Source organism: Candidatus Pantoea rara (genome assembly GCF_051136265.1).
Taxonomy (GTDB): domain Bacteria; phylum Pseudomonadota; class Gammaproteobacteria; order Enterobacterales; family Enterobacteriaceae; genus Pantoea; species Pantoea rara.
On sequence record NZ_CP194942.1, the window covers coordinates 1163091 to 1185928 of the forward strand.

The window sequence follows — 22838 nt, forward strand, 5'->3', positions numbered from 1 at the left end:
CCCCAGAAACGATAACGGCACCCGTGGGTGCCGTTATGTTATGAACGAATGCTTACTTTTTGATGCGAATCACCGGCGTTTCGCCGACGGTGACCTGGCCAGACAGCTTAATCAATTCCTTGATTTCATCCATGTTGGAGATGACAACCGGTGTCAGGGTTGATTTCGCTTTCTCTTCCAGCAACGGCAGATCGAACTCGATAACCACGTCGCCTTTTTTGACCTTCTGGCCTTCTTCAGCGATGCGTTTGAAGCCTTCACCTTTCAGTTCAACCGTATCGATACCGAAATGGACGAACAGCTCAATGCCGTTGTCTGATTCGATCGAAAAAGCGTGATTAGTTTCAAAAATCTTGCCGATAGTGCCATCCACAGGCGCAACCATTTTGTTGCCGCTGGGTTTGATCGCAATACCGTCGCCCACGATTTTCTCTGCAAACACCACATCTGGTACGTCTTCAATGTTCACGATTTCGCCTGACAGAGGCGCTACGATGTCAATTGTCCCAGCGCTATCCGTTTTTTCGCCAAAAAGTTTAGAAAACAAACCCATGATCTTCTCCTAAGCAGTAATTTGGGGCCAGCATCATGCAGATTAGCAGAGCGTCTTTTCCTTAATGAACTTGTTGACCAGGTTCATTAACTCATCCGCAGTAGGTTGAGCCAGTGCCTGCTCTGCCAATGCCTTCGCATCTTCAAAATTAGTATTACGAATGATTTTCTTGATGCCAGGGATAGAAATGGCACTCATGCTGAACTCGTCCAGCCCCATTCCCAGTAACAGTAGTGTAGCACGTTCATCACCTGCCAGCTCACCACACATGCCGGTCCATTTACCTTCAGCGTGAGATGCATCAATGACTTGCTTGATTAAGTTAAGCACAGACGGCGACATTGGGTTGTACAGGTGCGAGATCAAATCATTACCACGATCGACCGCCAGAGTATACTGCGTCAGATCGTTTGTCCCAATACTGAAGAAGTCGACTTCTTTCGCCAGATGATGCGCAATCACAGCTGAAGCCGGGGTTTCCACCATAATGCCGACTTCGATGCTCTCATCAAAGGCTTTACCTTCTTCGCGCAACTGCGCTTTCAGCAGTTCAAGTTCCGCTTTCAGGCTGCGGACTTCTTCAACCGAAATAATCATCGGGAACATAATGCGCAGTTTACCGAAGGAGGAGGCGCGCAGGATGGCACGCAGCTGCGCATGCAGAATCTCTTTGCGGTCCATGGCGATACGGATCGCGCGCCAGCCGAGGAACGGGTTCTCTTCTTTCGGCAGGTTCATGTAAGGCAGATCTTTGTCACCGCCGATGTCCATGGTACGCACGATAACGGCCTGTGAACCCATCGCTTCAGCCACGGCTTTGTACGCCTGGAACTGCTCTTCTTCACTCGGCAGAGAGTCACGGTCCATGAACAGGAATTCGGTACGGTAGAGGCCAACGCCTTCGGCACCGTTACGCTCAGCACCGGCGATATCGCGCACGGTACCAATGTTGGCGCAGACTTCAACCTGATGACCATCCAGCGTGACGGCTGGCAGATCTTTCAGCTTGGCTAATTCGTGTTTTTCCGACAGATACTGGTTCTGTACGGCTTTCAGCTCTTCCTGAATCGCTTCTGAGGGATTGACGTGAATCGCATTATTAACGCCGTCAAGGATCAGGAAATCGCCGTTTTTAACCGTGACGGTCACATTGCCGGTTCCGACAATAGCTGGAATCTCCAGTGAGCGCGCCATGATTGAGGTATGTGAGGTACGGCCACCCAGATCGGTGATAAAGCCCAGCACCTTTTTCAGATTCAGCTGTGCAGTTTCTGACGGCGTTAAATCTTTGGCCACCAGAATGGATTCGTCCGGAATAGCGCTCAGGTCAACGATGTGCAGACCGAGGATGTTTTGCAGCAAACGCTTACCGATGTCGCGCACGTCAGCCGCACGCTCTTTCAGATATTCGTCATCTAACTCTTCCAGGGCTTTTGCCTGGCCATCGATGACAGAATAAGCAGCAGCATCGGCAGAAGCGTGATCTTTTTTAATCAGATCGATGATTTCCTGCTCCAGCTCTTCATCTTCCAGCAACATAATGTGGCCTTCGAAGATGGCTGCTTTCTCTTCACCGAGGGTTTCACCCGCTTTGACGCGAATCGCTTCCAGTTGTAATGCCGCTTTGCTACGGCCATCGAGGAAGCGCTGTACTTCCTGCTCAACCTGGTCATCAGAAATTTTCTTACGGTTGATGACGATCTCGTCTTCTTTCAGCAGCAGTGCTTTGCCGAAAGCGATACCTGGTGATGCTAAAATGCCTGAAATCATAACGCTACCTTTTAATCACGATGGCTGATGGGACTCTATGCGGTGCCATTGTCGCGGGACACGTACTCTACGAAAGCAATAACGCGGACAGGTTGTCCGCGATCAAGATGTTTGCACTCAATGGCGCAGAGGAGTCGATTGGCTGGCGAGCTGAGCGGAGATTACTCCAGTTCAGCCATCAGTTTGACCAGATGCTCAACTGCTTTCTGCTCGTCTTCACCTTCCGCAGAAAGGGTCACAACCGTTCCCTGGGTTAAACCCAGTGTCTGCAGCTTGAACAGGCTTTTCGCGCTCGCTGATTTACCGTTTGAGGTCACGGTAATTTCTGACTGGAACGCTTTGGCTTCTTTTACGAATTGCGCAGCTGGGCGAGTATGCAGACCGTTTGGTGCAGTAATGGTAACTTCTTGCTGGAACATTCTATTTCCCCAACGTTATCAGGATGAGTGTTATGGATCTAAAGTCTAGCCTGGAGCCTTCACTTTAGCCTGTGTAGGTGCGCGGGTATAGCTTCATGCTGACCAAAGACGCGCATGCGTCAAATCTACAATCCGTTGCGTCTCAAAACCGATTCTACACGTCACCGGTTAATTATGCCGTGATTCGCCGTTTCACTGAATCTGTAAATCGATTCAGCTTGATCCACTTCAAGCGCGGATTAATTTCAGGCATCGAAATAATTGGCAGTCTGAATACCAGATCGGTATCACTGAAATCAATCTGCCGGGTGATGAAAGTGAGATCTGCACCACAAAAAAGCACCCGGTCGGGTGCTTTTTTCTCCATTTTCAGACTATCCGCTTCTGCTACTGGAGCTCTTTTTCAGTGAAGAGATCGGCGAACAACGCGGTACTCAGATAGCGTTCGCCAGAGGAGGGCAGAATCACCACAATGTTCTTGTTGGCGAAGGTTTCATCTTCCTGCAGCTTCAGTGCTGCGGCTACGGCAGCACCGGATGAGATGCCGGCCAGAATACCTTCCTCTTCCATCAGCCTGCGTGCCGTACTGATCGCTTCTTCGTTGGTGATAGCCACCACGCGGTCAACCAGATTCAGCTCCAGGTTACCCGGAATGAAACCTGCACCGATACCCTGGATTTTATGTGGGCCAGGTTTGATCTCTTCACCGGCCATTGCCTGAGCAATGACGGGTGAATCGGTCGGCTCAACCGCGACCGTAATCAGATCTTTCTTGCCTTTGGTGTTCTTGATGTAGCGGCTCACACCAGTCAGTGTCCCGCCAGTGCCGACACCGGCAATAAAGACATCCACTTCACCATCGGTATCTTCCCAGATTTCCGGGCCGGTCGTCTTTTCGTGGATTTCCGGGTTAGCCGGGTTGCTGAACTGCTGCAACAGCACATATTTGTCCGGATCGCTGGCGACAATCTCTTCCGCTTTGCCAATGGCACCTTTCATGCCTTTGGCGCCTTCAGTCAGTATCAGCCTGGCGCCCAGCGCTTTCAGCAATTTACGGCGTTCCACTGACATGGTTTCCGGCATGGTCAGCGTGAGTTTATAACCGCGCGCAGCGGCAACGTAGGCCAGGGCAATACCGGTGTTACCGCTGGTCGGTTCAACCAACTCAATGCCTGGTTTCAGAATACCGCGTTTCTCAGCGTCCCAAATCATATTGGCACCGATACGGCATTTAATGCTGAAGCTCGGGTTACGGGATTCAACTTTCGCAAGAATGCGGCCGTTACCGATGCGGTTCAGTCGAACCAGCGGCGTATGACCAATTGTCAAAGAGTTGTCTTCATAGATCTTACTCATAGCCTGCCCTTAACTGTATGAATTATTGGGAACCCTATGAGCATACCTGTTCTGCCTGGGGGCGGAAGGAAAGAAATCGTATATCTATATGTCCCCTGGCAATAAGCCCTGCTAAAAAGAGCATAAGGCGCGCGGGTCAGTTTAACGCACCTCACGGCGGGCAAGTTGTGGTCGGTAGCGATCGACCCACATGGCGGTGGCACCGCAGACGGCAACAGGCATGATCACCAGGTTCAGAATCGGAATCATAGTAAACAGGCTGGTTAGCGCGCCAAACTGCATATTGGCCGTTTTATGCCGACGCAGGGCGTTACGCATCTGTTGAAACGGCACTTTGTGGTTATCGAAAGGATAGTCGCAATACTGAATGGATAACATCCATGCACTGAACAGGAACCACAACACCGGTGCAACCGTCTGACCAAAACCAGGAATGAAGTAGAGCAGCAGCAGTCCCAGCGCGCGAGGCAGGTAGTAGCCCAGTTTTTGCATTTCGCGTTTCATAATGCGCGGCACATCTTTGATCATTCCCGCCCAGCCACTGTCAGGCAGAGGCTTACCGGTCAGGCGGCCTTCAAGTTGCTCGGCCAGCAGGCCACAAAAAGGGGCGGCAATGAGGTTTGCCAGCGTCGAAAAGAAGTAACTAAAGACCAGCACAATCGCAATCACCGACAGCGGCCATAACAGATAGCTCAGCCACTGCAGCCACTCCGGAACATGTGCCATCAGGCGTGGGATCCAGTCACCGAGACGGAAGAAAAGCCAGACGAATGCGCCGCCCAGCATGATGATGTTGATCAGCAGTGGCATTACGACAAAGCGGCGAATGCCAGGAAGACGAACCAGTTTCCAGCCCTGGCTAAAGTAGTGCATGCCGTTAAAATTTGAGACGGAATTCTCAAGGGCCATAAAGCCAATTCTCCTGAAGGTGTTAGGGCGCGCTCACTATAACCTGGCTTTTTCTCCAGGCCAGGTGCTGTTTGAGTAAAAAAACAGCGAAAAAGCGTGGGTTGTCTATCTTATTTGTCAGAAAATACTGCACAGACTTGCACTTGTGTAGCAGGGCAAATACAGTTAGAGGATAAAGTTTGCCGCGGTGGCAAGGTATTGGAACAACAGAGAATACAATGATGCAGGATTTGCGTCTGATATTAATCGTTGTTGGCGCGATCGCCATTATAGCGCTCCTTCTTCACGGGCTGTGGACCAGCCGTAAAGAGCGTTCGTCAGTGTTCCGCGATCGCCCGCACAAACGTCTAAAACAACGTGATGAACATGATGAGCAGGACCTGATTGACGACGAAGATGACGGCGTCGGCGAGGTTCGTGTTCGTTCTGAGCGCAACGTCCATCAGGAACCGCGTTTCGATGAGATCCGCGAGCCACAGCCAGAAGCGCCGCGTAAGCAAGCGCCTGCTGAGCCTGTGCGTCAGCCTGCGCCACGACCCGCACCGCAGCCCGAAACTGAAAGCGATCCGCTTTTCAACACGGCGCCGAAGTCTGCTCCGCAACCGCGCCCTGAACCGGCTCGTCAGCAGCCTGCACCGACTTTTGTCGCGCCGCCCGTCCAGGCCGACCCGCTGCTGGATCTCGATCCACTTGAATCTGTACAGCCGGCACCACAGTACCAGGCCGAACCTGAGCCACAGCCTGAAGTGTCATCGGCTCCTGTACCAGAACAGCCTGCTGCTAAAGCGCCAGCGGAAAAACCGAAGGAAGCGGTACTGGTGTTACATGTTGCCGCACATTCGGGCGGTGAACTGAACGGTGAGGCATTGCTGCAGGGTATTCTGCAGGCGGGCTTCCAGTTTGGTGAAATGAACATTTTCCATCGCCATCTTAGTCCTGCTGGCAGTGGTCCGGTCCTGTTCAGTCTGGCTAATATGGTTAAGCCAGGCTCGTTCAACCCTGACCTGATGACTGATTTCAGCACGCCTGGCATCTCAATCTTTATGATGGTGCCTTCGTATGGTGATGCGAATCAGAACTTCAAATTGATGCTGCAATCGGCACAACGTATCGCTGATGATGTTGGCGGCGTGGTGTTGGATGATGAGCGTCGCATGATGACGCCACAGAAGCTGGAAACCTACAAAGCGCGTATCCGCGATGTGGTTGGCGTCTGAGATCTGCGCTAACCGCTATCTGAATTGTTAAAACAAACCCCCGCCTGTCGGGGGTTTTTTATCTGATGGGGCTTTATGAAATCCGTCCAGGATCACATCACCGAACTGCGCACCACGTTGCGCCATCATGAATATCTCTATCATGTCATGGATGCGCCGGAAGTGCCGGATGCCGAATACGATCGCCTGATGCGCGAACTGCGCCAGTTGGAAGAGGAACACCCCGACCTTATCACCCCGGACTCGCCGACACAGCGCGTGGGCGCTGCGCCGTTGACGGTGTTTGAGCAGGTGCGCCATGAAGTCCCCATGCTGTCGCTGGATAACGCCTTTGACGAAGCCACATTTTTGGCCTTTAACAAGCGGGTGCAGGATCGACTTAAAAGTAGTGAAGACATTACCTACTGCTGCGAGCTCAAGCTTGATGGCGCTGCGGTCAGCCTGATGTATGAAAATGGCCTGCTGGTTCAGGCGGCAACGCGCGGTGACGGGACGACTGGCGAGAACATTACCGCCAACGTCCGTACCATTCGCGCGATCCCGTTGCGGCTGAAAGGCGACAACATCCCGGCCCGGCTGGAAGTGCGCGGCGAAGTGTTTATGACGCAGCGCGGCTTTGAAAAGCTGAATGACGAAGCGCGTCGGACAGACGGCAAAGTTTTTGCTAACCCGCGTAACGCAGCAGCAGGCTCTTTGCGCCAGCTTGATCCGCGCATTACTGCCAAACGTCCGCTGACCTTCTTCTGCTACGGATTTGGCCTGCTGGAAGGCGGTGAGATGCCGCACAGTCACATGGGGCGTCTGCAACAGTTTAAAGCCTGGGGTCTGCCGGTCAGCGACCGCATTAAACTGGTGCAAAACGCGGAAGAAGCTCTGGCCTTCTACCGTGATATTGAGCAACAGCGTCCGAAACTGGGTTTTGATATTGATGGTGTCGTGATCAAGGTCGATTCACAGGCTCTGCAGGAGAAACTGGGCTTTGTAGCTCGCGCCCCGCGCTGGGCGATTGCCTTTAAATTTCCGGCACAGGAACAGCTGACCTGGGTACGTGACGTCGAATTTCAGGTTGGACGTACGGGCGCCATCACGCCGGTGGCGCGCCTTGAGCCGGTACAGGTCGCGGGCGTTATCGTCAGTAATGCCACACTGCATAATGCGGATGAAATCGCACGGCTGGGTCTGCGTATCGGGGATCGGGTCGTCATTCGCCGCGCCGGTGATGTGATCCCGCAGGTGGTGAATGTGGTGATCGCTGAGCGCCCTGAAGAGACGCGTGAAGTCCTGTTCCCGGCCCACTGTCCGGTCTGCGGCTCCGAGGTGGAACGGGTCGAAGGAGAATCGGTCACGCGCTGCACTGGCGGCTTGATCTGCGGCGCACAGCGCAAAGAAGCACTGAAGCATTTTGTCTCACGTCGGGCGCTGGATGTTGATGGCATGGGCGATAAGATTATCGACCAGCTGGTGGAGAAAGAGTATGTCAACACGCCCGCCGACCTGTTCCGTCTTACGGCGGGCAAGCTGACCGGGCTGGATCGTATGGGGCCGAAATCGGCGCAAAACGTCGTCGATGCGCTGGAGAAGGCGAAGTCGACCACGCTGGCACGTTTCCTCTATGCGCTGGGCATTCGCGAAGTAGGTGAAGCTACCGCCGCCAACCTGGCTAACCATTTTGGTGAATTACAGAAGGTCATGGATGCCGATCTTGAGGCGCTGATTGCTGTGCCGGATGTCGGCAAAGTCGTTGCCGCACACGTGCGGAATTTCATGGAGGAGGAGAGCAATCGTGAGGTTATTCGCCAGCTGACCGAGGAAATTGGTATCCACTGGCCGCAGGTGGTGGTGGTGAGAGCCGAAGAGATCGACAGTCCGTTTGCGGGTAAAACGGTGGTGCTGACCGGCTCGCTGTCCCAGATGAACCGCGATGATGCTAAAGCGCAGCTGACCGCGCTGGGTGCAAAAGTCAGCGGCAGCGTATCGAAGAAAACCGATCTGCTGATTGCCGGTGAAGCGGCCGGTTCAAAGCTGGCGAAAGCGCAGGAGCTGGGCATAGAAGTGATTGATGAAGCGGAAATGATCCGTCTGCTGGGGGCCGGAGGTGGATGAACATCAGCTGGTGGCGATAGCCAATACGCCTATGCCGTTTGGCAAATATAAAGGGCTGATGCTGATCGATCTGCCTGAGGCTTATCTGCTGTGGTTTGCCCGCAGTGGCGACTTCCCGTCTGGTCTGTTGGGTGATTTGATGCAGCTTACCCTGACCATAAAAATAGAAGGTCTGGAGGGATTAGTTAAACCGCTCCAGACCCGCAAGTAAAAAATGCCCGCGCAGGCGGGCGACTGATTTACTTCTGTGACTCCATCACTGAATCTTTAACCTTTATAGTCTGCTGTTTCTCATTGGTCTTCTTGTAACGGCCGGCAATAAACGAGCAGACCATCAACTGAACCTGATGGAAAATCATCAGCGGCAACACAATGATCCCCACGGTACTGGCCGGGAACAGAATATTGGCCATCGGCACCCCATTCGCCAGACTCTTCTTCGAGCCACAAAACAGCACCACAATCTCGTCGGCGCGTTTAAAGCGGAACAGACGCGAAGCCAGCAGATTGATAATCAGCACGGCAGTTAGCAGGATAATGGAACCCGCCACAATCCACAGCAGCGTAATCAGGCCAACGCGATGCCAGATACCGTTCACCACCGCTTCGCTGAAGGCGGAATAGACCACCAGCAGAATCGAGGTCTGGTCAGTTTTGCCAATCAGGCTGCGGTGTTTCTCAATCCAGCCACCGATCCAGCGACGTGAGAGGTGACCCAGAATGAAAGGCACCATGAGTTGCAGCATAATCTTACCGATCTGTTCCAGACCATCACTCGGCGCGCTGCTGTGAATATCCATCACCAGATTCACCAGCAATGGCGAAATAAACACACCCAGCAGGCTCGATGCCGAGGCGCTGCACACCGCTGCCGCGACGTTACCGCCCGCCATTGAGGTAAATGCGATGGCGGACTGCACGGTAGCAGGCAGGATACAGAGGTAGATAAAGCCGGTATAAATTTCCGGGCCGACATCAACCGGATGCCACCAGACCAGCAGCAGACCCAGTGCCGGAAACAGCACGAAAGTGCTGAACATAATCCACAAATGCAACTGCCAGTGACTGCTGCCTGCGATGATTTTTTCACGTGAAAGTTTGGCACCGTGCATAAAGAACAACAGCGCTATCGCTGCCGTCGCGAGGTAGCTGAAGATATCGACGTAGATTCCTTTCGCTGGCAGGAAAGTAGCCAGCAGCACGGTGATAATGAGTTTAACCATCATCGGATCGAGTTTTAAAAAGCCCATTGTTAAAATCCGGTAAATTTTTCAATAGCGCGATTGTGCGATAAATGGTTTTAGAAATAAAATTGATTTATTGAATTAATCTATGAGTTAAATCGATGAATTACACGCTGCGTCAGCTACGGACTTTTATTGCAGTTGCCCACTACGGTGGTTTCAGTCAGGCGGGGCAGGCGATAGGTCTGAGCCAGTCGGCAGTCAGCCACAGTATAAAAGAGCTGGAAGCGGAAACCGGCGTCCGGTTGCTGGATCGAACAACGCGTGAGGTGATGCTGACCGAGGCAGGTAAACAGCTGGCGTCACGCATGGAGCGCCTTCTGGAAGAGATTCATACGACGCTGCTGGATATCCGCAGTTTCGGTGAGCAGCGCAGTGGCACCGTCAGAGTAGCAGCCAGCCAGACCATTTCCGCCCATCTTATGCCGCAATGTCTGGCTGCCAGCCAGCACCATTATCCCGATATTAAAGTGATACTGCACGATCGCGCCCAGCAGTGGGTACTGCAAAGTGTGCGTAACGCCGAAGTCGACTTCGGGATTGTGATTGGGCCGCTCAGCGACAGCGATTTTGACAGCATCGCGATTCTGGATGAGCCTTTCCTGCTGTTGTGCCGCGATGATGATCCGCTGGCGCAGGTGGAAAGAGCAGAATGGTCGATGCTGGATGGTCGCACCATGGTGTTGCAGGATTACGCGTCTGGCAGCCGGGTATTGATTGATGCGGCGATGCAGCAGCAGAATATCAGGGCTGAAGTGGTGCAGGAGATTGGCCATCCCGCTACGCTGTTTCCGATGGTACAGGTAGGGATTGGCATTAGTATTTTGCCTGCGCTGGCCTTACCATTACCGGCGGATCGTGCCCTCACAGTGCGGCGTCTTTATCCGGAAATTAATCGGAGCCTGACGCTGATCAAACGCAAAAACCGCTCACTGACGCCGGCTGCCGAAGCAATATGGCAGGAAGTGCGCCAGCAGGCGGCGCTGCTGGCGCAACAACGTGAGGCCAGACCCGCGTTTTAGATATAGACGTCGACTTTATTGGTATCAGTTGGGCGGTTAATACCGTCCGCTTTGTTTTCACTGACAGATGCGCTGTCACTTTGTGGCTGATCCTGCTCGGCTTGCTTCTGTTCCAGCTGAGCAATCTGCGCCTGCAGCATGGTAATTTGTGACTGATACATCTGCTGCATCTCAGACTTCTGTTCGTCAGTCAGTTCTTTATTGTCGGCCAGCTCTTTGACCTGCGTTAAGACATTCTGAATCTGTTTATTCAGCGCAGCAACCTGCGAGGCCACACTGCCGCCGCCGCTATCACCGCCACTGACTGCACTGCTTAAAATTCCAGTAATTGAAGACATCATTTTCTCCCTGTAAGTGGTCACATACGTTATCGGCACGCTGCGAAACGACTTGAGAGCAGAAATGGTTAAGATTGTGTAAAAGAGGGGGAGGCATTAAATCTGCGCAGCAGAAACGAAAAAAGCGCCCAAAAGGCGCTTTTTTCTGAATTGGTGGGTCGTGCAGGATTCGAACCTGCGACCAATTGATTAAAAGTCAACTGCTCTACCAACTGAGCTAACGACCCGAAGTGGTGGGTGATGACGGGTTCGAACCGCCGACCCCCTCCTTGTAAGGGAGATGCTCTACCAACTGAGCTAATCACCCACTTCGTACTTCAGTACTACTATAACAGGCTGGATATGGTGGGTGATGACGGGTTCGAACCGCCGACCCCCTCCTTGTAAGGGAGATGCTCTACCAACTGAGCTAATCACCCATATCTTCATACCTGTTCACTGCGGGCCACGCTGTTAAGAGTGGTGGGTGATGACGGGTTCGAACCGCCGACCCCCTCCTTGTAAGGGAGATGCTCTACCAACTGAGCTAATCACCCCCGCTGTGTGGAGTCGCATTATAGGGATAGTTGATTTTGAGTCAACGCTTTTTAAAACATAAATGTGCGTTCGGTTTATTTTTAAACATCCTGTCGCGCTTTTAGCCAATACGCTGGTTTTACTGGCAGAAAAGCCGCTTTTCCCGGACGGCAACCGCCGGGCATGCATTGAGGATTCACCATCAGATGCTAGAATGTGCCCACTGTTTTTCGCGACTAACCTGTTTTTTGTCATCCAGACAGAGAACCCGCGCATCTAAGGCAATACTCAATGAAAATCAAAACACGCTTCGCGCCCAGCCCGACCGGCTATTTACATGTCGGTGGCGCCCGTACTGCACTTTACTCATGGCTCTTTGCCCGTCACAACCAGGGCGAGTTCGTGCTGCGCATTGAAGATACCGATCTGGAGCGCTCCACACCGGAAGCTATCGAAGCCATCATGGATGGCATGAACTGGCTCAGCCTCGACTGGAACGAAGGCCCTTATTACCAGACTAAACGTTTTGATCGCTATAACGCGGTCATTGATGACATGCTGGAAGCGGGCACTGCCTATAAATGCTACTGCTCTAAAGAACGTCTGGAAGCCCTGCGTGAAGAGCAGATGGCGAACAACGAAAAGCCACGTTATGACGGCCGCTGCCGTGACAGCCATGAACATCATGCTGATGATGAGCCGTGTGTCGTGCGTTTCCGTAATCCGCAGGAAGGTTCGGTCATTTTTGACGACCAGATCCGTGGCCCGATCGAGTTCAGCAACCAGGAACTGGATGATCTGATCATCCGCCGCACGGATGGGTCGCCAACTTACAACTTCTGCGTCGTCGTAGATGACTGGGATATGGGCATCACCCACGTTATTCGCGGTGAAGACCATATCAACAACACGCCTCGTCAGATCAACATCCTCAAAGCGATTGGCGCGGAGGTGCCGGTCTATGCCCACGTCTCAATGATTCTGGGTGATGATGGCAAAAAGCTCTCCAAGCGTCATGGCGCGGTAGGCGTAATGCAGTATCGGGATGATGGCTACCTGCCTGAAGCGCTGCTTAACTACCTGGTTCGTCTGGGCTGGTCACATGGTGATCAGGAAATTTTCAGCGTCGCTGAAATGGCTGAGCTGTTTACGCTGGATGCTGTCAGTAAATCTGCCAGTGCGTTCAATACTGAGAAATTGCAGTGGCTGAACCATCACTATATCAATACGCTGCCGCCAGAATATGTGGCGACACATTTGCAGTGGCATATTGAAGAGCAGAAAATTGATACCCGCACCGGGCCTGAACTGGCGAAGCTGGTCGGGCTGCTGGGCGAGCGCTGCAAAACGCTGAAAGAGATGGCTGCATCCTGCCGCTACTTCTATGAAGACTTTGCTGAGTTTGATGCAGACGCGGCGAAGAAACATCTTCGTCCTGTGGCGCGTCAGCCGCTGGAAGTGGTGCGCGATAAGCTGGCCGCGATCGCTGAATGGACTGCTGAAAACGTACATCAGGCTATTCAGAGCACCGCAGATGAGCTGGAAGTCGGAATGGGCAAAGTGGGCATGCCATTGCGTGTGGCCGTGACCGGTGCCGGTCAGTCTCCGGGTCTGGATGTCACCGTAGAAGCGATTGGCCGCAGCCGCAGCGTTGCGCGTATTGAGCAGGCTCTGGCCTTCATCAGTGAGCGTGAAGCACAGGCTTAATAAACTCCAACCGGAAGCGTCACGCTTCCGGTTTCTTTACGCTTCACCGATTCCCAGCCGCTCCAGCACGCCTTTAATCCCTTCGCGTAAAATTAATGCAGTGAACTGATCCTGTTCAGCCTGACTCATTTGCTGGATGGAACTTATCAATAACGCAGGTAACGAATTCGCTACTGCACCATAAGTTGCAGCGGGTTCGTTGAGATTGCGGGTCGACTGAATAAAGCTTTTTACGCGCTCATCAATATGAATCAGACGCGCCTTACCGCCCTGTACACCGGGCTTTGGCGTGGTTGTCCAGTTCTCCCGCTTGATCCATTTATTCACCGTTTGCCGACTGTAACCCGTTTCTGCAGCCAGTTCTTCGGGGGTAAGCCATTCCTTTTTCACGATGCTATCCCTGTTAAATACATTAGCGGTACATCTTACAGGAAAACGTAACGGTGAAAAGTAACTGAGGCTGAAATTGCCTTTTGTCTGATGACAAAAGGCAAAACAGGATTACTGCGGATTGCTGGCGGGTTCAGCGGCAGGACGGTAGGCCAGGAAATAGGCCAGACCTACGAAGACGGCACCACCGACGGCATTACCTAAGAAGACGGCAACGAAGTTAGGGAAGTATTCTGCCCAGCTCATCTGACCGGCAAAAATGGCGGCCGGGATAATAAACATGTTGGCGACGACGTGCTGGAAGCCGATAGCAACAAACGCCATCACCGGGAACCACATACCGAAGATCTTACCGACCATATCTTTACTGGCAAATGCCAGCCAGACCGCCAGACAAACCAGCCAGTTACAGCCAACGCCGGAAATAAAGGCGTGCAGGAAATCGGCATGGACTTTTGCAGAGGCGATAGCCACGGTCTTTTTCAGGTAATCGCCTTCGGTCATACCCAGCATGTGACCGAAGAACCACGCGACAGCTACGCTGCCCACGAAGTTTGCCAGGGTCACCCAAAACCAGTTACGCGCTACGCTCATAAAACTGATGCGACGGGCGAACCAGGCCACGGGTAACGTCATCATATTGCCGGTCAGTAACTCGCCACCCGCCAGCACGGTCATGATGATACCCACCGGGAAGACGGCGGCACCTAACAGGCCACTAAAAGAGCCCCATTCAGCGGGCAGGGAGTTAATAACATGAAGATCCAGCAGGAAGCCGGTCGCAATAAATGCGCCCGCCATAAAGCCGAGAATCAAGAGGATGCTCACAGGCGAACGGCTTTTAGCCACGCCTGACTGGATCGCCAGTTGTGCGATTTCTTTAGGTGTATGCAGCGACATAGTATCTCAATAGTTTTTTTATGATTAATGGGGACGATTACGCCTGGTGGACGCGTGGCGCGCGGGAGAGGGTCCTGGCGGCCACTAAATTAGCGGGCTAAGTTTTGCATGCGAAAAAGGCGAAGACAAGAAAATTCCTATAACATATTTAACCGTGCTTTAACCTGATGGCAGTCTCTATAACAGTAAAAAAACGGTCCTGCCTGACCAGACACCGTTTTTACCTGCAGCATGCTGCTGAAACTGCGCAGGTTGCCGCCTTTTTCAGCGATCAAACAGAGAATGTCATTTTGCCGTTGACACCCCGGAGGCGGTTTCATATTATGCCGTCCGTCGCTTAACGCGACAGTTTTTCGGTTCGGGGCTATAGCTCAGCTGGGAGAGCGCCTGCATGGCATGCAGGAGGTCAGCGGTTCGATCCCGCTTAGCTCCACCAAACTTCTTCCCAGACGTTTGGCACTGAAAAACAATTCCAGATGTGGGGGTATAGCTCAGCTGGGAGAGCGCTTGCATGGCATGCAAGAGGTCAGCGGTTCGATCCCGCTTATCTCCACCATTTTCTGACACGTCGTTGTCAAAATTCTTTCCGATTGACCATGCATTCGCCTCTTTCTGCGAATCTTAGTGCTATGGCTTTGCCATTCCCGCCACGTTGCTCTACACGTTTAATGCCTTATTTACCGTAATCGATCTTCTATGATGCCCCCAGCGTCCCTGACCAGACGCTATGCTGCCTTTTATGCGTGGATTGAATGCAGAATGGTTCGTCATGGAAGTGGCGAAGCGGAGAGGGCGAATCAGCGGGAAGCAGAGCAGGGATAGCGCAAAATGAAAAGGGCGAGCCATGCTCGCCCTTTGAGGTTCAGAACGATATTCAGAACGCCAGAACCAGACCGGCAATAGCGGCGGAGAGCACGCTGACCAGTGTAGAGCCGTACAGCAGTTTGAGGCCAAAGCGGGAAACGACGTTGCCCTGTTCTTCGTTCAGGCCTTTAATTGCACCGGCTACGATGCCGATTGAGGAGAAGTTAGCGAACGACACCAGGAACACTGACAGAATACCTTCTGAATGTGGCGACAACTGCCCCGCAATTTTCTGCAGATCCATCATGGCCACAAACTCATTCGAAACCAGCTTGGTCGCCATGATACTGCCGACCTGCAACGCTTCACCAGCGGGCACACCCATCACCCAGGCAAACGGATAGAAGACAAAGCCGAGAACGCCCTGGAAGCTGATGCCGAAGATCAGATCAAACAGTGCATTCAGACCTGAAATCAGCGCGATAAAACCAATCAGCATGGCAGCAACAATGATCGCGACGCGGAAACCGGCCAGGATATATTCGCCCAGCATCTCGAAGAAGCTCTGACCTTTATGCAGATCCTGTAACTGCAGATCTTCTTCGTTCTCAACGCGGTAAGGGTTGATCAGCGACAGTACAATAAATGTGCTGAACATGTTGAGTACCAGCGCAGCAACCACATACTTTGGCTGCAGCATGGTCATATAGGCACCGACGATAGACATCGAAACGGTCGACATCGCCGTGGCAGCCATGGTGTACATGCGACGCTGTGACATTTTGCCCAGGATATCTTTATAGGCGATGAAGTTTTCTGACTGTCCCAGAATCAGAGAACTCACCGCGTTGAAAGATTCCAGTTTTCCCATGCCATTCACTTTCGACAGAACAGTACCGATACCGCGGATAACCCATGGCAGGATACGGAAATGCTGCAGAATACCGATCAGTGCAGAGATAAAGACGATTGGGCATAACACGTTAAGGAAGAAGAAGGCCAGGCCTTTATCGCTCATATTGCCAAAGACAAAGTTGGTTCCCTGGGCCGCATACTTCAGCAAATGGTCAAAGAACCCTGCGAATCCTTTGACGAAACCCAGTCCCGCTTCAGAGTTCAGGAAAAACCAGGCGAGCACAATTTCAATCACCAGTAGCTGTATAACGTAGCGAATGCGAATGCTTTTACGATCGTGACTGACCAGTAAGGAGAGTATCCCGACCACCACCAGTGCTAAAAGAAATTGCAAAATATGGGACATGGTTGCTCCAAATTTGAGGAGGGTTGTATTTTGTTGCGTATTCTATGTAACGCGTTACTTAAAAACGAGATCTGAACCACAATATAAGTATTCGCTATCGCTATATTTTCCAGAAAAGTTCCAGAGATCACGTCCTGTTTACAAATTCTTCACTCCAGATAACCACATAATTATTGTCTGAATTTTACACTGAGCGTAAAGTGACACTGTTGCTCACATTTTTAGCAATCACTTCCTTTACTGTAATGTATAGCAATGGCTATACTTTATAGCAGCATCTATTACACCGATAACAATAAACGAATTTCACTTGCACATGCTAACCCCTAAGCTCCCGGGGCAGGCAAATGTTCAGACAGGGTACCGGATATGTTTGAAAGTCGTACCGCCGAGCGCGCTGCTCGCGGAGTCAGAAAAGTCAAACTCGCGCTGCTGGGCCCCGCCTTTATCGCCGCTATCGGCTATATCGATCCGGGCAACTTTGCGACCAACATTCAGGCTGGCGCGGCTTACGGCTACAAATTGCTGTGGGTGGTGGTATGGGCCAATATCATGGCCATGCTGATTCAGCTGATGTCCGCCAAGCTGGGTATCGCCACCGGCAAAAACCTCGCCGAACACATTCGCGATCGTTTCCCCCGGCCCGCCGTCTGGTTTTATTGGGTGCAGGCGGAAATTATCGCGATGGCCACCGACCTGGCGGAGTTTATCGGTGCCGCACTGGGGTTCAAACTGCTGCTCGGCATTTCACTGATGCAGGGCGCGGTGCTGACCGGTATCGCCACGTTCCTGATACTGATGTTACAGAGCCGCGGACAAAAGCCGCTGGAGCGGGTGATTGGCGGACTGCTGCTATTTGTCGCTGCGGCCTATATCGTCGAACTCTTCTTTTCCCAGCCCAATGTTAAAGAATTGGTCGTCGGCATGGCATTGCCCGCGTTACCGACGTCGGATGCCGTGTTTTTGGCAGCCGGTGTGCTGGGGGCAACCATTATGCCGCACGTGATTTATCTGCACTCTGCGTTGACGCAGGGCAAAAGTGAGGACAGCAAAAGTCAGCGTTACTCCTCAACCAAACTGGATGTCGCGATCGCGATGACCATCGCCGGATTCGTTAACCTGGCGATGATGGCGACCGCGGCAGCCGCCTTTCACTTCAGCGGCCACAGTAAAATTGCTGAGCTCGATCAGGCCTATCTGACGCTGCAACCGCTGTTAGGTCAGGCTGCGGCGACGGTGTTTGGTCTGAGCCTGGTGGCTGCTGGATTATCCTCAACGGTGGTCGGTACGCTGGCGGGGCAGGTGGTGATGCAGGGCTTTATCCGTTTCCATATTCCGCTCTGGGTGCGTCGTACTGTCACCATGCTGCCCTCCTTTGTGGTTATCTGGGCAGGCTGGGACCCAACAAAGGTGCTGGTGATGAGTCAGGTGCTGCTGAGCTTCGGTATCGCGCTGGCGCTGATTCCATTGCTCTCCTTTACCGGCAACCGCGAGCTGATGGGCGATGATATGGTTAACTCACGCCTGATGCAGAACACCGGGCGACTGATCGTGCTGGTGGTGATTGCGTTGAATCTTTATCTGCTGGTGGGTGAAGCGCTGGGGCTGTAAGGATTCCTGGAAATAAAAAACGCCCGGCACAGCCGGGCGTTTTTTATTAGTGACGATCGTGGCCATGAGGACCGGGTCCACCGGGTCCGTGAGGCCCAAAACCACGCGGGCCAGGACCCGGACCACGGCGGTCATGATGATCCCAGTCACGATCGCGGCGATACTGATGATCCCAGCGGCGCTCGCGGTCGCGCTCCTGCCAGCGGCGTTCACGCTCCCACTGCTGCTGACGACGCCACTCTTCGTGTCGCCACCAACGGCGTTCATTGTATGAATAGCGATCATTCCACCAGCGCGGTTCACGCCAGCGACCGCCATCCCAGTAATATCCACGATTATCGCGATCGCCCAGATTCAGGGTGACGCCAGGGGCCAGAGAAATAGAGGCACTGGAGGCCTCAGCTGTGTGATATGCCAGCGGCGAAAACAGAGCCAGCAGGGCAGCAAAAATTAGAGCTCTTTTCATTATATTCTCCTCATCAACAGACAGATGCTGTTGCGGCGCAGTGATTATGCCTGCGTATTACTGTTGTTACCGCATCATTGTGTCGGAAGATTGTGAGGAAATTGGGGAGAGAAAGGGGATTGAGACTATTCTGGCGAAAAAAACGCCCGACCTGCGCCGGGCGGTGAACCCTTACATCAGAGCCGCGTCAATGGCCGCTAATTCGGTGTCGCTGAACTGACGATGGGCAAGCATTGCCACTGCGTCATCAATCTGGGCCGTTTTACTGGCACCAATCAGCACCGAGGTGACACTATCATCGCGCAACACCCACGCCAGCGCCATTTGCGCCAGCTTCTGTTCGCGCTGCTGTGCAATAATATTCAGCCTGCGAACCTTCTCCATCTTCTCTTCGGTCAGCTGACTTTCACTGAGGAACTTGCTGCCGCTGGCTGCACGCGAATCTTCCGGGATGCCCTGCAGATAGCGATCGGTAAGTACGCCGCCTGCCAGCGGAGAGAAAGCGATACAGCCGACGCCTGCATCGCCCAGCGTCTGAATCAATCCCTGTTCCGGCGTACGTTCAAACATCGAATAGCGTGGCTGGTGAATCAGGCACGGTGTACCGAGATCGCGCAGGATAGCGATCGCCTGGGCAGCAAGGTCGGCCGGATAGTTAGAAAGGGCCACATAAAGCGCTTTACCCTGGCGCACGACATGATCCAGCGCGCGCATCGTCTCTTCCAGCGGTGTCTCAGGATCGGGACGGTGATGATAGAAAATATCCACATACTCCAGTCCCATACGCTTCAGGCTCTGATCCAGGCTGGCGACCAGATACTTACGCGAACCCCAATCCCCATAAGGCCCCTGCCACATGGTATAGCCTGCTTTGGTGGAGATAATCAGCTCATCACGATAGGCCCGAAAATCTTCACGCAGAATACGACCGAAATTCTCTTCCGCTGAACCAGGAGGCGGTCCGTAGTTATTCGCTAAGTCGAAATGGGTGATGCCGAGATCAAACGCATGACGCAGCAGCTCACGGCTGTTATCAACCCGGGTGCTGTCGCCAAAGTTGTGCCAAAGTCCCAGCGAAATGGCGGGTAGTTTGATGCCGCTGCGGCCACTGCGACGATATTCCATCTGTTGATAGCGATCGGGATTGGGAAAAGAGGACATTCAGCGCTCCTGAGTAAAAACGGGGATATGTGCCAAAAGTCTATCAGTGTATACGGTTACACTCAGTGACAGCGCACAGCAGTTCGCGTTTTTACAGAATAATCCGCCAGCGTAACGTCGACTTTCCAGGTATTGCGGCTGGCATAAATTGCCGCTTTCCTCGCTAATTTCATCCGCTGTCAGATACTTAACCCGACTCTTCCCTGAAAGGAATGCGCAATGTCCACGTTTACTGTCGGAGATTACCTGCTGACCCGTCTGCAGGAGATGGGTGTAAAGCATCTGTTTGGCGTGCCGGGCGACTATAACCTGCAGTTTCTTGATCGGGTCATCGACCATCCGGAAATCGCCTGGGTTGGCTGCGCTAATGAACTCAATGCAGCTTATGCGGCGGACGGTTATGCGCGCTGTAACGGTGCGGGGGCCTTATTAACCACCTTCGGCGTTGGCGAGCTCAGCGCGATTAATGGCACTGCGGGCAGTTATGCCGAGTATCTGCCGGTGATTCACATCATCGGCGCACCCGCGTCGCAGGCGCAGTTGCAGGGTGACTGCGTGCATCACTCGCTGGGCGATGGCGATTTCCAGCATTTTATTCGCATGGCCGCAGAAGTCAGTGCCGCAACCGCACAGCTTACTGCCGACAATGCCACGGCTGAGATTGATCGGGTGATCAGGAGTGCGCTGCAGGCCCGTCGTCCCGGTTATCTCTCGCTGGCCGTCGACGTGGCGACTATAGAAGTGCAGCCACCTGCGCAGCCTCTGAACAGTAATCAGCCCTCTTCGGCTGAGGCGCGCCGCGCTTTCAGGGCCGCGGCAGAACGCTTACTGGCACCCGCACAGCGCGTTTCATTGCTGGCAGATTTTCTGGCGTTACGCTGGCAGCAGCAGCCTGCGCTTGCCGCGCTGCGCGAACAGAGCGCCATTCCCTGCGCCAGTCTGTTGATGGGCAAAGGGGTACTGGATGAGCAGCAACCGGGCTATGTTGGTACCTATGCCGGTGAGGCCAGCGCAGGGCGGGTATGTGAACAGATTGAGCAGGTGGATGTGGCAATCTGCGTCGGAGTGCGTTTCACCGACACGATTACCGCAGGCTTCACGCAGCAGTTTAAGCCAGAACAACTGATTGATCTGCAGCCCTTCAGTGCCAGCGCAGGCGGTGAAAACTTTGCTCCGTTGTCGATGGCGGATGCGCTCAGTGAACTGCAGCCGCTGTTTGAACGCTATGGCCATCAGTGGCGGCCTGCCGCCGCGATTCCGGCCGCGCCGCCAGCAGAACCCACGGCGGTAATCAGCCAGAACGCCTTCTGGCAGGCGATGCAGACATTCCTGCAACCTGGCGATCTGATTCTGGCCGAACAGGGGACGGCGGCTTTTGGTGCCGCCGCGTTGCGACTGCCCTCGCAGGCACAGCTGGTGGTGCAGCCATTATGGGGATCAATCGGCTATACTCTTCCGGCAGCATTTGGCGCGCAGACTGCCGACCCTGAGCGCCGGGTTATCCTGATCATCGGAGACGGCTCGGCGCAACTGACCATTCAGGAACTGGGTTCAATGCTGCGCGATCGGCAGCGGCTGATAATCTTTTTGCTGAATAATGAAGGCTATACCGTCGAACGGGCCATTCATGGCGCAACACAACGTTACAATGATATTGCCCCGTGGAACTGGACGGCTTTACCGCACGCTCTTAGCCTTCAGGGCCAGGCGCAGAGCTGGCGTATCAGTGAAACCGTGCAGTTAGACGAGGTAATGGCGCGACTTTCAGCGCCTCAATGGCTGTCGCTGGTTGAGGTGGTTATGCCAAAAGATGATTTGCCGCCACTGCTACGAAAAGTCACCGCCTGCCTGAATCAGCGCAACGGCGGCTAAGATTCAGATAGTTGCCGCTGTGCAGGGTGGACTAACACGGTTAGGCTGTAGCACAACTGAGTAAGACGCTCACCAATCGCACCGGTGAGCGTTGTTGTTTTATGGGCAGAAATTTATAGTGTCCACCAACTCTTAAGACCCCAAGCGGAGCAACAGAAGAATGACAACCTATGCCTTGGTCGGCGATGTCGGCGGTACTAACGCGCGCCTCGCCCTGTGTGAGGTGGAAAGCGGCAGCATCACCCAGGCCAAAACATTCTCAACATCAGAATACGACAGCCTCGAAGCCGTCATCCGCCACTATCTTGATGAACAACAGCAGGACGTTAAAGATGGCTGTATTGCTATCGCCTGCCCGATTACCGATGACTGGGTTGAAATGACCAACCATGACTGGGCCTTTTCAACACGCCAGCTCAAAGAGAACATCGGTTTTGAACACCTGGAAATCATTAACGACTTCACCGCGGTATCCATGGCGATCCCGATGCTGACTGCCGAAAACGTGATTCAGTTTGGCGGCTCAGAGCCGGTCAAAGATAAACCCATCGCCATTTATGGGGCCGGCACTGGCTTAGGCGTCAGCCATCTGGTGCATGTGGACAAGCGCTGGGTCAGCCTGCCGGGCGAGGGCGGTCATGTCGATTTCGCGGCTAACAGCGAAGAAGAAGATCAGATCCTGGAAGTACTGCGCGAAGAGCTGGGCCATGTTTCAGCCGAACGTGTGCTGTCAGGAGCGGGTCTGGTTAACCTCTATCGTGCCATTGTGAAAGTCGATAATCGCGTGCCGGAGAATCTAAAGCCGAAAGATGTCAGCCAGCGTGCACTGGATGACAGCTGCACTGACTGCCGTCGTGCGCTGGCGATGTTCTGCGTGATCATGGGCCGTTTTGGCGGCAATCTGGCGCTGAATCTGGGCACCTTTGGTGGTGTCTATATTGCGGGTGGCATCGTGCCACGCTTCCTGGAGTTCTTTAAGTCGTCGGGCTTCCGTGCTGCGTTCGAAGATAAAGGCCGCTTCCGTGACTATGTTGCCAGCATCCCGGTCTATATGATTACGCACGATCAGCCAGGCCTGCTGGGCGCGGGCGCACATCTGCGCCAGACGCTGGGTCGCGAAATCTGATTCTGTATTACCTCGCACGTACGGCCATTGTGTGTGCGAACGATTTTCCCGACCTGACTGGTTCTGTGGGTCAGGATCGGGAAATCACTCCTC

Annotated in this window: 21 protein-coding genes and 6 tRNA genes; 10 read left to right on the forward strand and 17 right to left on the reverse strand. The window is 53.4% G+C overall.

What is annotated here, in order from left to right; genetic code table 11:
- Positions 1 to 52: 52 nt before the first annotated feature.
- The 6 genes from crr to cysZ all read right to left on the reverse strand — a co-directional run bounded on the left by crr (position 53) and on the right by cysZ (position 5007).
- The gene (crr, locus tag ACR8BF_RS05635; protein WP_069728735.1) at positions 53 to 553 is read right to left on the reverse strand and encodes a PTS glucose transporter subunit IIA; all 501 of its coding nucleotides are present in this window, start codon (positions 551 to 553) and stop codon (positions 53 to 55) included.
- A gap of 42 nt (positions 554 to 595) precedes the next feature.
- Positions 596 to 2323, reverse strand: coding sequence for a phosphoenolpyruvate-protein phosphotransferase PtsI (gene ptsI / locus ACR8BF_RS05640; RefSeq protein ID WP_090958892.1), 1728 nt, complete (start codon positions 2321 to 2323; stop codon positions 596 to 598).
- A 161-nt stretch (positions 2324 to 2484) separates the two neighbouring features.
- Positions 2485 to 2742 (reverse strand): phosphocarrier protein Hpr, encoded by a 258-nt coding sequence (ptsH, locus tag ACR8BF_RS05645; protein WP_003848868.1) that lies wholly within the window; start codon positions 2740 to 2742, stop codon positions 2485 to 2487.
- Between the two features lie 172 nt (positions 2743 to 2914).
- The gene (locus ACR8BF_RS05650; RefSeq protein WP_179895111.1) at positions 2915 to 3109 is read right to left on the reverse strand and encodes a hypothetical protein; all 195 of its coding nucleotides are present in this window, start codon (positions 3107 to 3109) and stop codon (positions 2915 to 2917) included.
- A 20-nt stretch (positions 3110 to 3129) separates the two neighbouring features.
- Positions 3130 to 4098: a cysteine synthase A gene (cysK, locus tag ACR8BF_RS05655; protein WP_179895112.1), complete on the reverse strand. Its 969-nt coding sequence runs from the start codon at positions 4096 to 4098 to the stop codon at positions 3130 to 3132.
- Positions 4099 to 4239: 141 nt separating this feature from the next.
- Positions 4240 to 5007, reverse strand: a complete 768-nt coding sequence (gene cysZ / locus ACR8BF_RS05660) for a sulfate transporter CysZ (protein WP_179895113.1) — start codon at positions 5005 to 5007, stop codon at positions 4240 to 4242.
- 218 nt (positions 5008 to 5225) lie between these two features.
- Here cysZ and zipA point away from each other — a divergent pair, with 218 nt between their 5' ends.
- From zipA to ACR8BF_RS05675, 3 genes are all read left to right on the forward strand, one after another.
- Entirely contained in the window at positions 5226 to 6224 is a 999-nt protein-coding gene (zipA, locus tag ACR8BF_RS05665) for a cell division protein ZipA (RefSeq protein ID WP_434745680.1), read from the forward strand.
- A gap of 75 nt (positions 6225 to 6299) precedes the next feature.
- Positions 6300 to 8327, forward strand: a complete 2028-nt coding sequence (gene ligA / locus ACR8BF_RS05670) for an NAD-dependent DNA ligase LigA (protein WP_434745681.1) — start codon at positions 6300 to 6302, stop codon at positions 8325 to 8327.
- Positions 8320 to 8538, forward strand: coding sequence for a DUF3820 family protein (locus ACR8BF_RS05675; RefSeq protein ID WP_434745682.1), 219 nt, complete (start codon positions 8320 to 8322; stop codon positions 8536 to 8538). Before ligA ends, ACR8BF_RS05675 begins: the two co-directional genes overlap by 8 nt.
- Positions 8539 to 8566: 28 nt before the next feature.
- On the opposite strand, the gene ACR8BF_RS05680 is transcribed toward ACR8BF_RS05675, so the two are convergent.
- Complete coding sequence (locus ACR8BF_RS05680) at positions 8567 to 9577, reverse strand: bile acid:sodium symporter family protein (RefSeq protein ID WP_179895117.1); 1011 nt, start codon at positions 9575 to 9577, stop codon at positions 8567 to 8569.
- Positions 9578 to 9672: 95 nt separating this feature from the next.
- Between ACR8BF_RS05680 and ACR8BF_RS05685 the strand changes: the two genes are divergently transcribed.
- Positions 9673 to 10593, forward strand: coding sequence for a LysR family transcriptional regulator (locus ACR8BF_RS05685; RefSeq protein ID WP_179895118.1), 921 nt, complete (start codon positions 9673 to 9675; stop codon positions 10591 to 10593).
- Here the strand turns inward: ACR8BF_RS05685 and ACR8BF_RS05690 are convergent.
- The 5 genes from ACR8BF_RS05690 to ACR8BF_RS05710 all read right to left on the reverse strand — a co-directional run bounded on the left by ACR8BF_RS05690 (position 10590) and on the right by ACR8BF_RS05710 (position 11467).
- A complete protein-coding gene (locus ACR8BF_RS05690; RefSeq protein ID WP_179897007.1) occupies positions 10590 to 10931 on the reverse strand; it encodes a FlxA-like family protein in 342 nt (113 codons plus the stop codon). The genes ACR8BF_RS05685 and ACR8BF_RS05690 overlap by 4 nt on opposite strands.
- A 151-nt stretch (positions 10932 to 11082) precedes the next feature.
- Positions 11083 to 11158: transfer RNA gene (locus ACR8BF_RS05695), tRNA-Lys, on the reverse strand.
- A 4-nt stretch (positions 11159 to 11162) separates the two neighbouring features.
- Positions 11163 to 11238: transfer RNA gene (locus tag ACR8BF_RS05700), tRNA-Val, on the reverse strand.
- 36 nt (positions 11239 to 11274) lie between these two features.
- Positions 11275 to 11350: transfer RNA gene (locus tag ACR8BF_RS05705), tRNA-Val, on the reverse strand.
- A gap of 41 nt (positions 11351 to 11391) precedes the next feature.
- A tRNA-Val gene (locus tag ACR8BF_RS05710) sits at positions 11392 to 11467 on the reverse strand.
- Positions 11468 to 11738: 271 nt separating this feature from the next.
- Between ACR8BF_RS05710 and gltX the strand changes: the two genes are divergently transcribed.
- The gene (gene gltX, locus ACR8BF_RS05715; RefSeq protein ID WP_434745683.1) at positions 11739 to 13154 is read left to right on the forward strand and encodes a glutamate--tRNA ligase; all 1416 of its coding nucleotides are present in this window, start codon (positions 11739 to 11741) and stop codon (positions 13152 to 13154) included.
- Positions 13155 to 13190: 36 nt separating this feature from the next.
- On the opposite strand, the gene ACR8BF_RS05720 is transcribed toward gltX, so the two are convergent.
- Entirely contained in the window at positions 13191 to 13544 is a 354-nt protein-coding gene (locus tag ACR8BF_RS05720; protein WP_179895120.1) for a YfeC-like transcriptional regulator, read from the reverse strand.
- Between the two features lie 111 nt (positions 13545 to 13655).
- Positions 13656 to 14444 (reverse strand): formate/nitrite transporter family protein, encoded by a 789-nt coding sequence (locus ACR8BF_RS05725; protein WP_179895121.1) that lies wholly within the window; start codon positions 14442 to 14444, stop codon positions 13656 to 13658.
- Positions 14445 to 14804: 360 nt separating this feature from the next.
- Between ACR8BF_RS05725 and ACR8BF_RS05730 the strand changes: the two genes are divergently transcribed.
- A tRNA-Ala gene (locus tag ACR8BF_RS05730) sits at positions 14805 to 14880 on the forward strand.
- Between the two features lie 44 nt (positions 14881 to 14924).
- A tRNA-Ala gene (locus ACR8BF_RS05735) sits at positions 14925 to 15000 on the forward strand.
- A gap of 318 nt (positions 15001 to 15318) precedes the next feature.
- Here the strand turns inward: ACR8BF_RS05735 and ACR8BF_RS05740 are convergent.
- Complete coding sequence (locus ACR8BF_RS05740) at positions 15319 to 16509, reverse strand: NupC/NupG family nucleoside CNT transporter (protein WP_179895122.1); 1191 nt, start codon at positions 16507 to 16509, stop codon at positions 15319 to 15321.
- A gap of 369 nt (positions 16510 to 16878) precedes the next feature.
- Here ACR8BF_RS05740 and ACR8BF_RS05745 point away from each other — a divergent pair, with 369 nt between their 5' ends.
- A complete protein-coding gene (locus ACR8BF_RS05745) occupies positions 16879 to 18120 on the forward strand; it encodes an Nramp family divalent metal transporter (protein ID WP_179895123.1) in 1242 nt (413 codons plus the stop codon).
- 46 nt (positions 18121 to 18166) lie between these two features.
- On the opposite strand, the gene ACR8BF_RS05750 is transcribed toward ACR8BF_RS05745, so the two are convergent.
- A complete protein-coding gene (locus tag ACR8BF_RS05750) occupies positions 18167 to 18586 on the reverse strand; it encodes a DUF2502 domain-containing protein (protein WP_292991910.1) in 420 nt (139 codons plus the stop codon).
- Positions 18587 to 18757: 171 nt separating this feature from the next.
- Positions 18758 to 19747 (reverse strand): L-glyceraldehyde 3-phosphate reductase, encoded by a 990-nt coding sequence (gene mgrA, locus ACR8BF_RS05755; RefSeq protein ID WP_434745684.1) that lies wholly within the window; start codon positions 19745 to 19747, stop codon positions 18758 to 18760.
- A 219-nt stretch (positions 19748 to 19966) separates the two neighbouring features.
- Between mgrA and ipdC the strand changes: the two genes are divergently transcribed.
- Together ipdC and glk are read left to right on the forward strand one after the other, a co-directional pair.
- Entirely contained in the window at positions 19967 to 21619 is a 1653-nt protein-coding gene (gene ipdC, locus ACR8BF_RS05760; protein ID WP_314984680.1) for an indolepyruvate decarboxylase, read from the forward strand.
- Between the two features lie 160 nt (positions 21620 to 21779).
- Positions 21780 to 22745: a glucokinase gene (glk, locus tag ACR8BF_RS05765; protein WP_434745685.1), complete on the forward strand. Its 966-nt coding sequence runs from the start codon at positions 21780 to 21782 to the stop codon at positions 22743 to 22745.
- Positions 22746 to 22838 lie beyond the last annotated feature (93 nt).

Bases quoted from the DNA above. Each gene is read 5' to 3' on its own strand.
- crr (WP_069728735.1), bottom strand. From the start codon at position 553: ATGGGTTTGTTTTCTAAACTTTTTGGCGAAAAAACGGATAGCGCTGGG.
- ptsI (WP_090958892.1), bottom strand. From the start codon at position 2,323: ATGATTTCAGGCATTTTAGCATCACCAGGTATCGCTTTCGGCAAAGCA.
- ptsH (WP_003848868.1), bottom strand. From the start codon at position 2,742: ATGTTCCAGCAAGAAGTTACCATTACTGCACCAAACGGTCTGCATACT.
- ACR8BF_RS05650 (WP_179895111.1), bottom strand. From the start codon at position 3,109: ATGGAGAAAAAAGCACCCGACCGGGTGCTTTTTTGTGGTGCAGATCTC.
- cysK (WP_179895112.1), bottom strand. From the start codon at position 4,098: ATGAGTAAGATCTATGAAGACAACTCTTTGACAATTGGTCATACGCCG.
- cysZ (WP_179895113.1), bottom strand. From the start codon at position 5,007: ATGGCCCTTGAGAATTCCGTCTCAAATTTTAACGGCATGCACTACTTT.
- zipA (WP_434745680.1), top strand. From the start codon at position 5,226: ATGATGCAGGATTTGCGTCTGATATTAATCGTTGTTGGCGCGATCGCC.
- ligA (WP_434745681.1), top strand. From the start codon at position 6,300: ATGAAATCCGTCCAGGATCACATCACCGAACTGCGCACCACGTTGCGC.
- ACR8BF_RS05680 (WP_179895117.1), bottom strand. From the start codon at position 9,577: ATGGGCTTTTTAAAACTCGATCCGATGATGGTTAAACTCATTATCACC.
- ACR8BF_RS05685 (WP_179895118.1), top strand. From the start codon at position 9,673: ATGAATTACACGCTGCGTCAGCTACGGACTTTTATTGCAGTTGCCCAC.
- ACR8BF_RS05690 (WP_179897007.1), bottom strand. From the start codon at position 10,931: ATGTCTTCAATTACTGGAATTTTAAGCAGTGCAGTCAGTGGCGGTGAT.
- gltX (WP_434745683.1), top strand. From the start codon at position 11,739: ATGAAAATCAAAACACGCTTCGCGCCCAGCCCGACCGGCTATTTACAT.
- ACR8BF_RS05725 (WP_179895121.1), bottom strand. From the start codon at position 14,444: ATGTCGCTGCATACACCTAAAGAAATCGCACAACTGGCGATCCAGTCA.
- ACR8BF_RS05740 (WP_179895122.1), bottom strand. From the start codon at position 16,509: ATGTCCCATATTTTGCAATTTCTTTTAGCACTGGTGGTGGTCGGGATA.
- ACR8BF_RS05745 (WP_179895123.1), top strand. From the start codon at position 16,879: ATGTTTGAAAGTCGTACCGCCGAGCGCGCTGCTCGCGGAGTCAGAAAA.
- ACR8BF_RS05750 (WP_292991910.1), bottom strand. From the start codon at position 18,586: ATGAAAAGAGCTCTAATTTTTGCTGCCCTGCTGGCTCTGTTTTCGCCG.
- mgrA (WP_434745684.1), bottom strand. From the start codon at position 19,747: ATGTCCTCTTTTCCCAATCCCGATCGCTATCAACAGATGGAATATCGT.
- ipdC (WP_314984680.1), top strand. From the start codon at position 19,967: ATGTCCACGTTTACTGTCGGAGATTACCTGCTGACCCGTCTGCAGGAG.
- glk (WP_434745685.1), top strand. From the start codon at position 21,780: ATGACAACCTATGCCTTGGTCGGCGATGTCGGCGGTACTAACGCGCGC.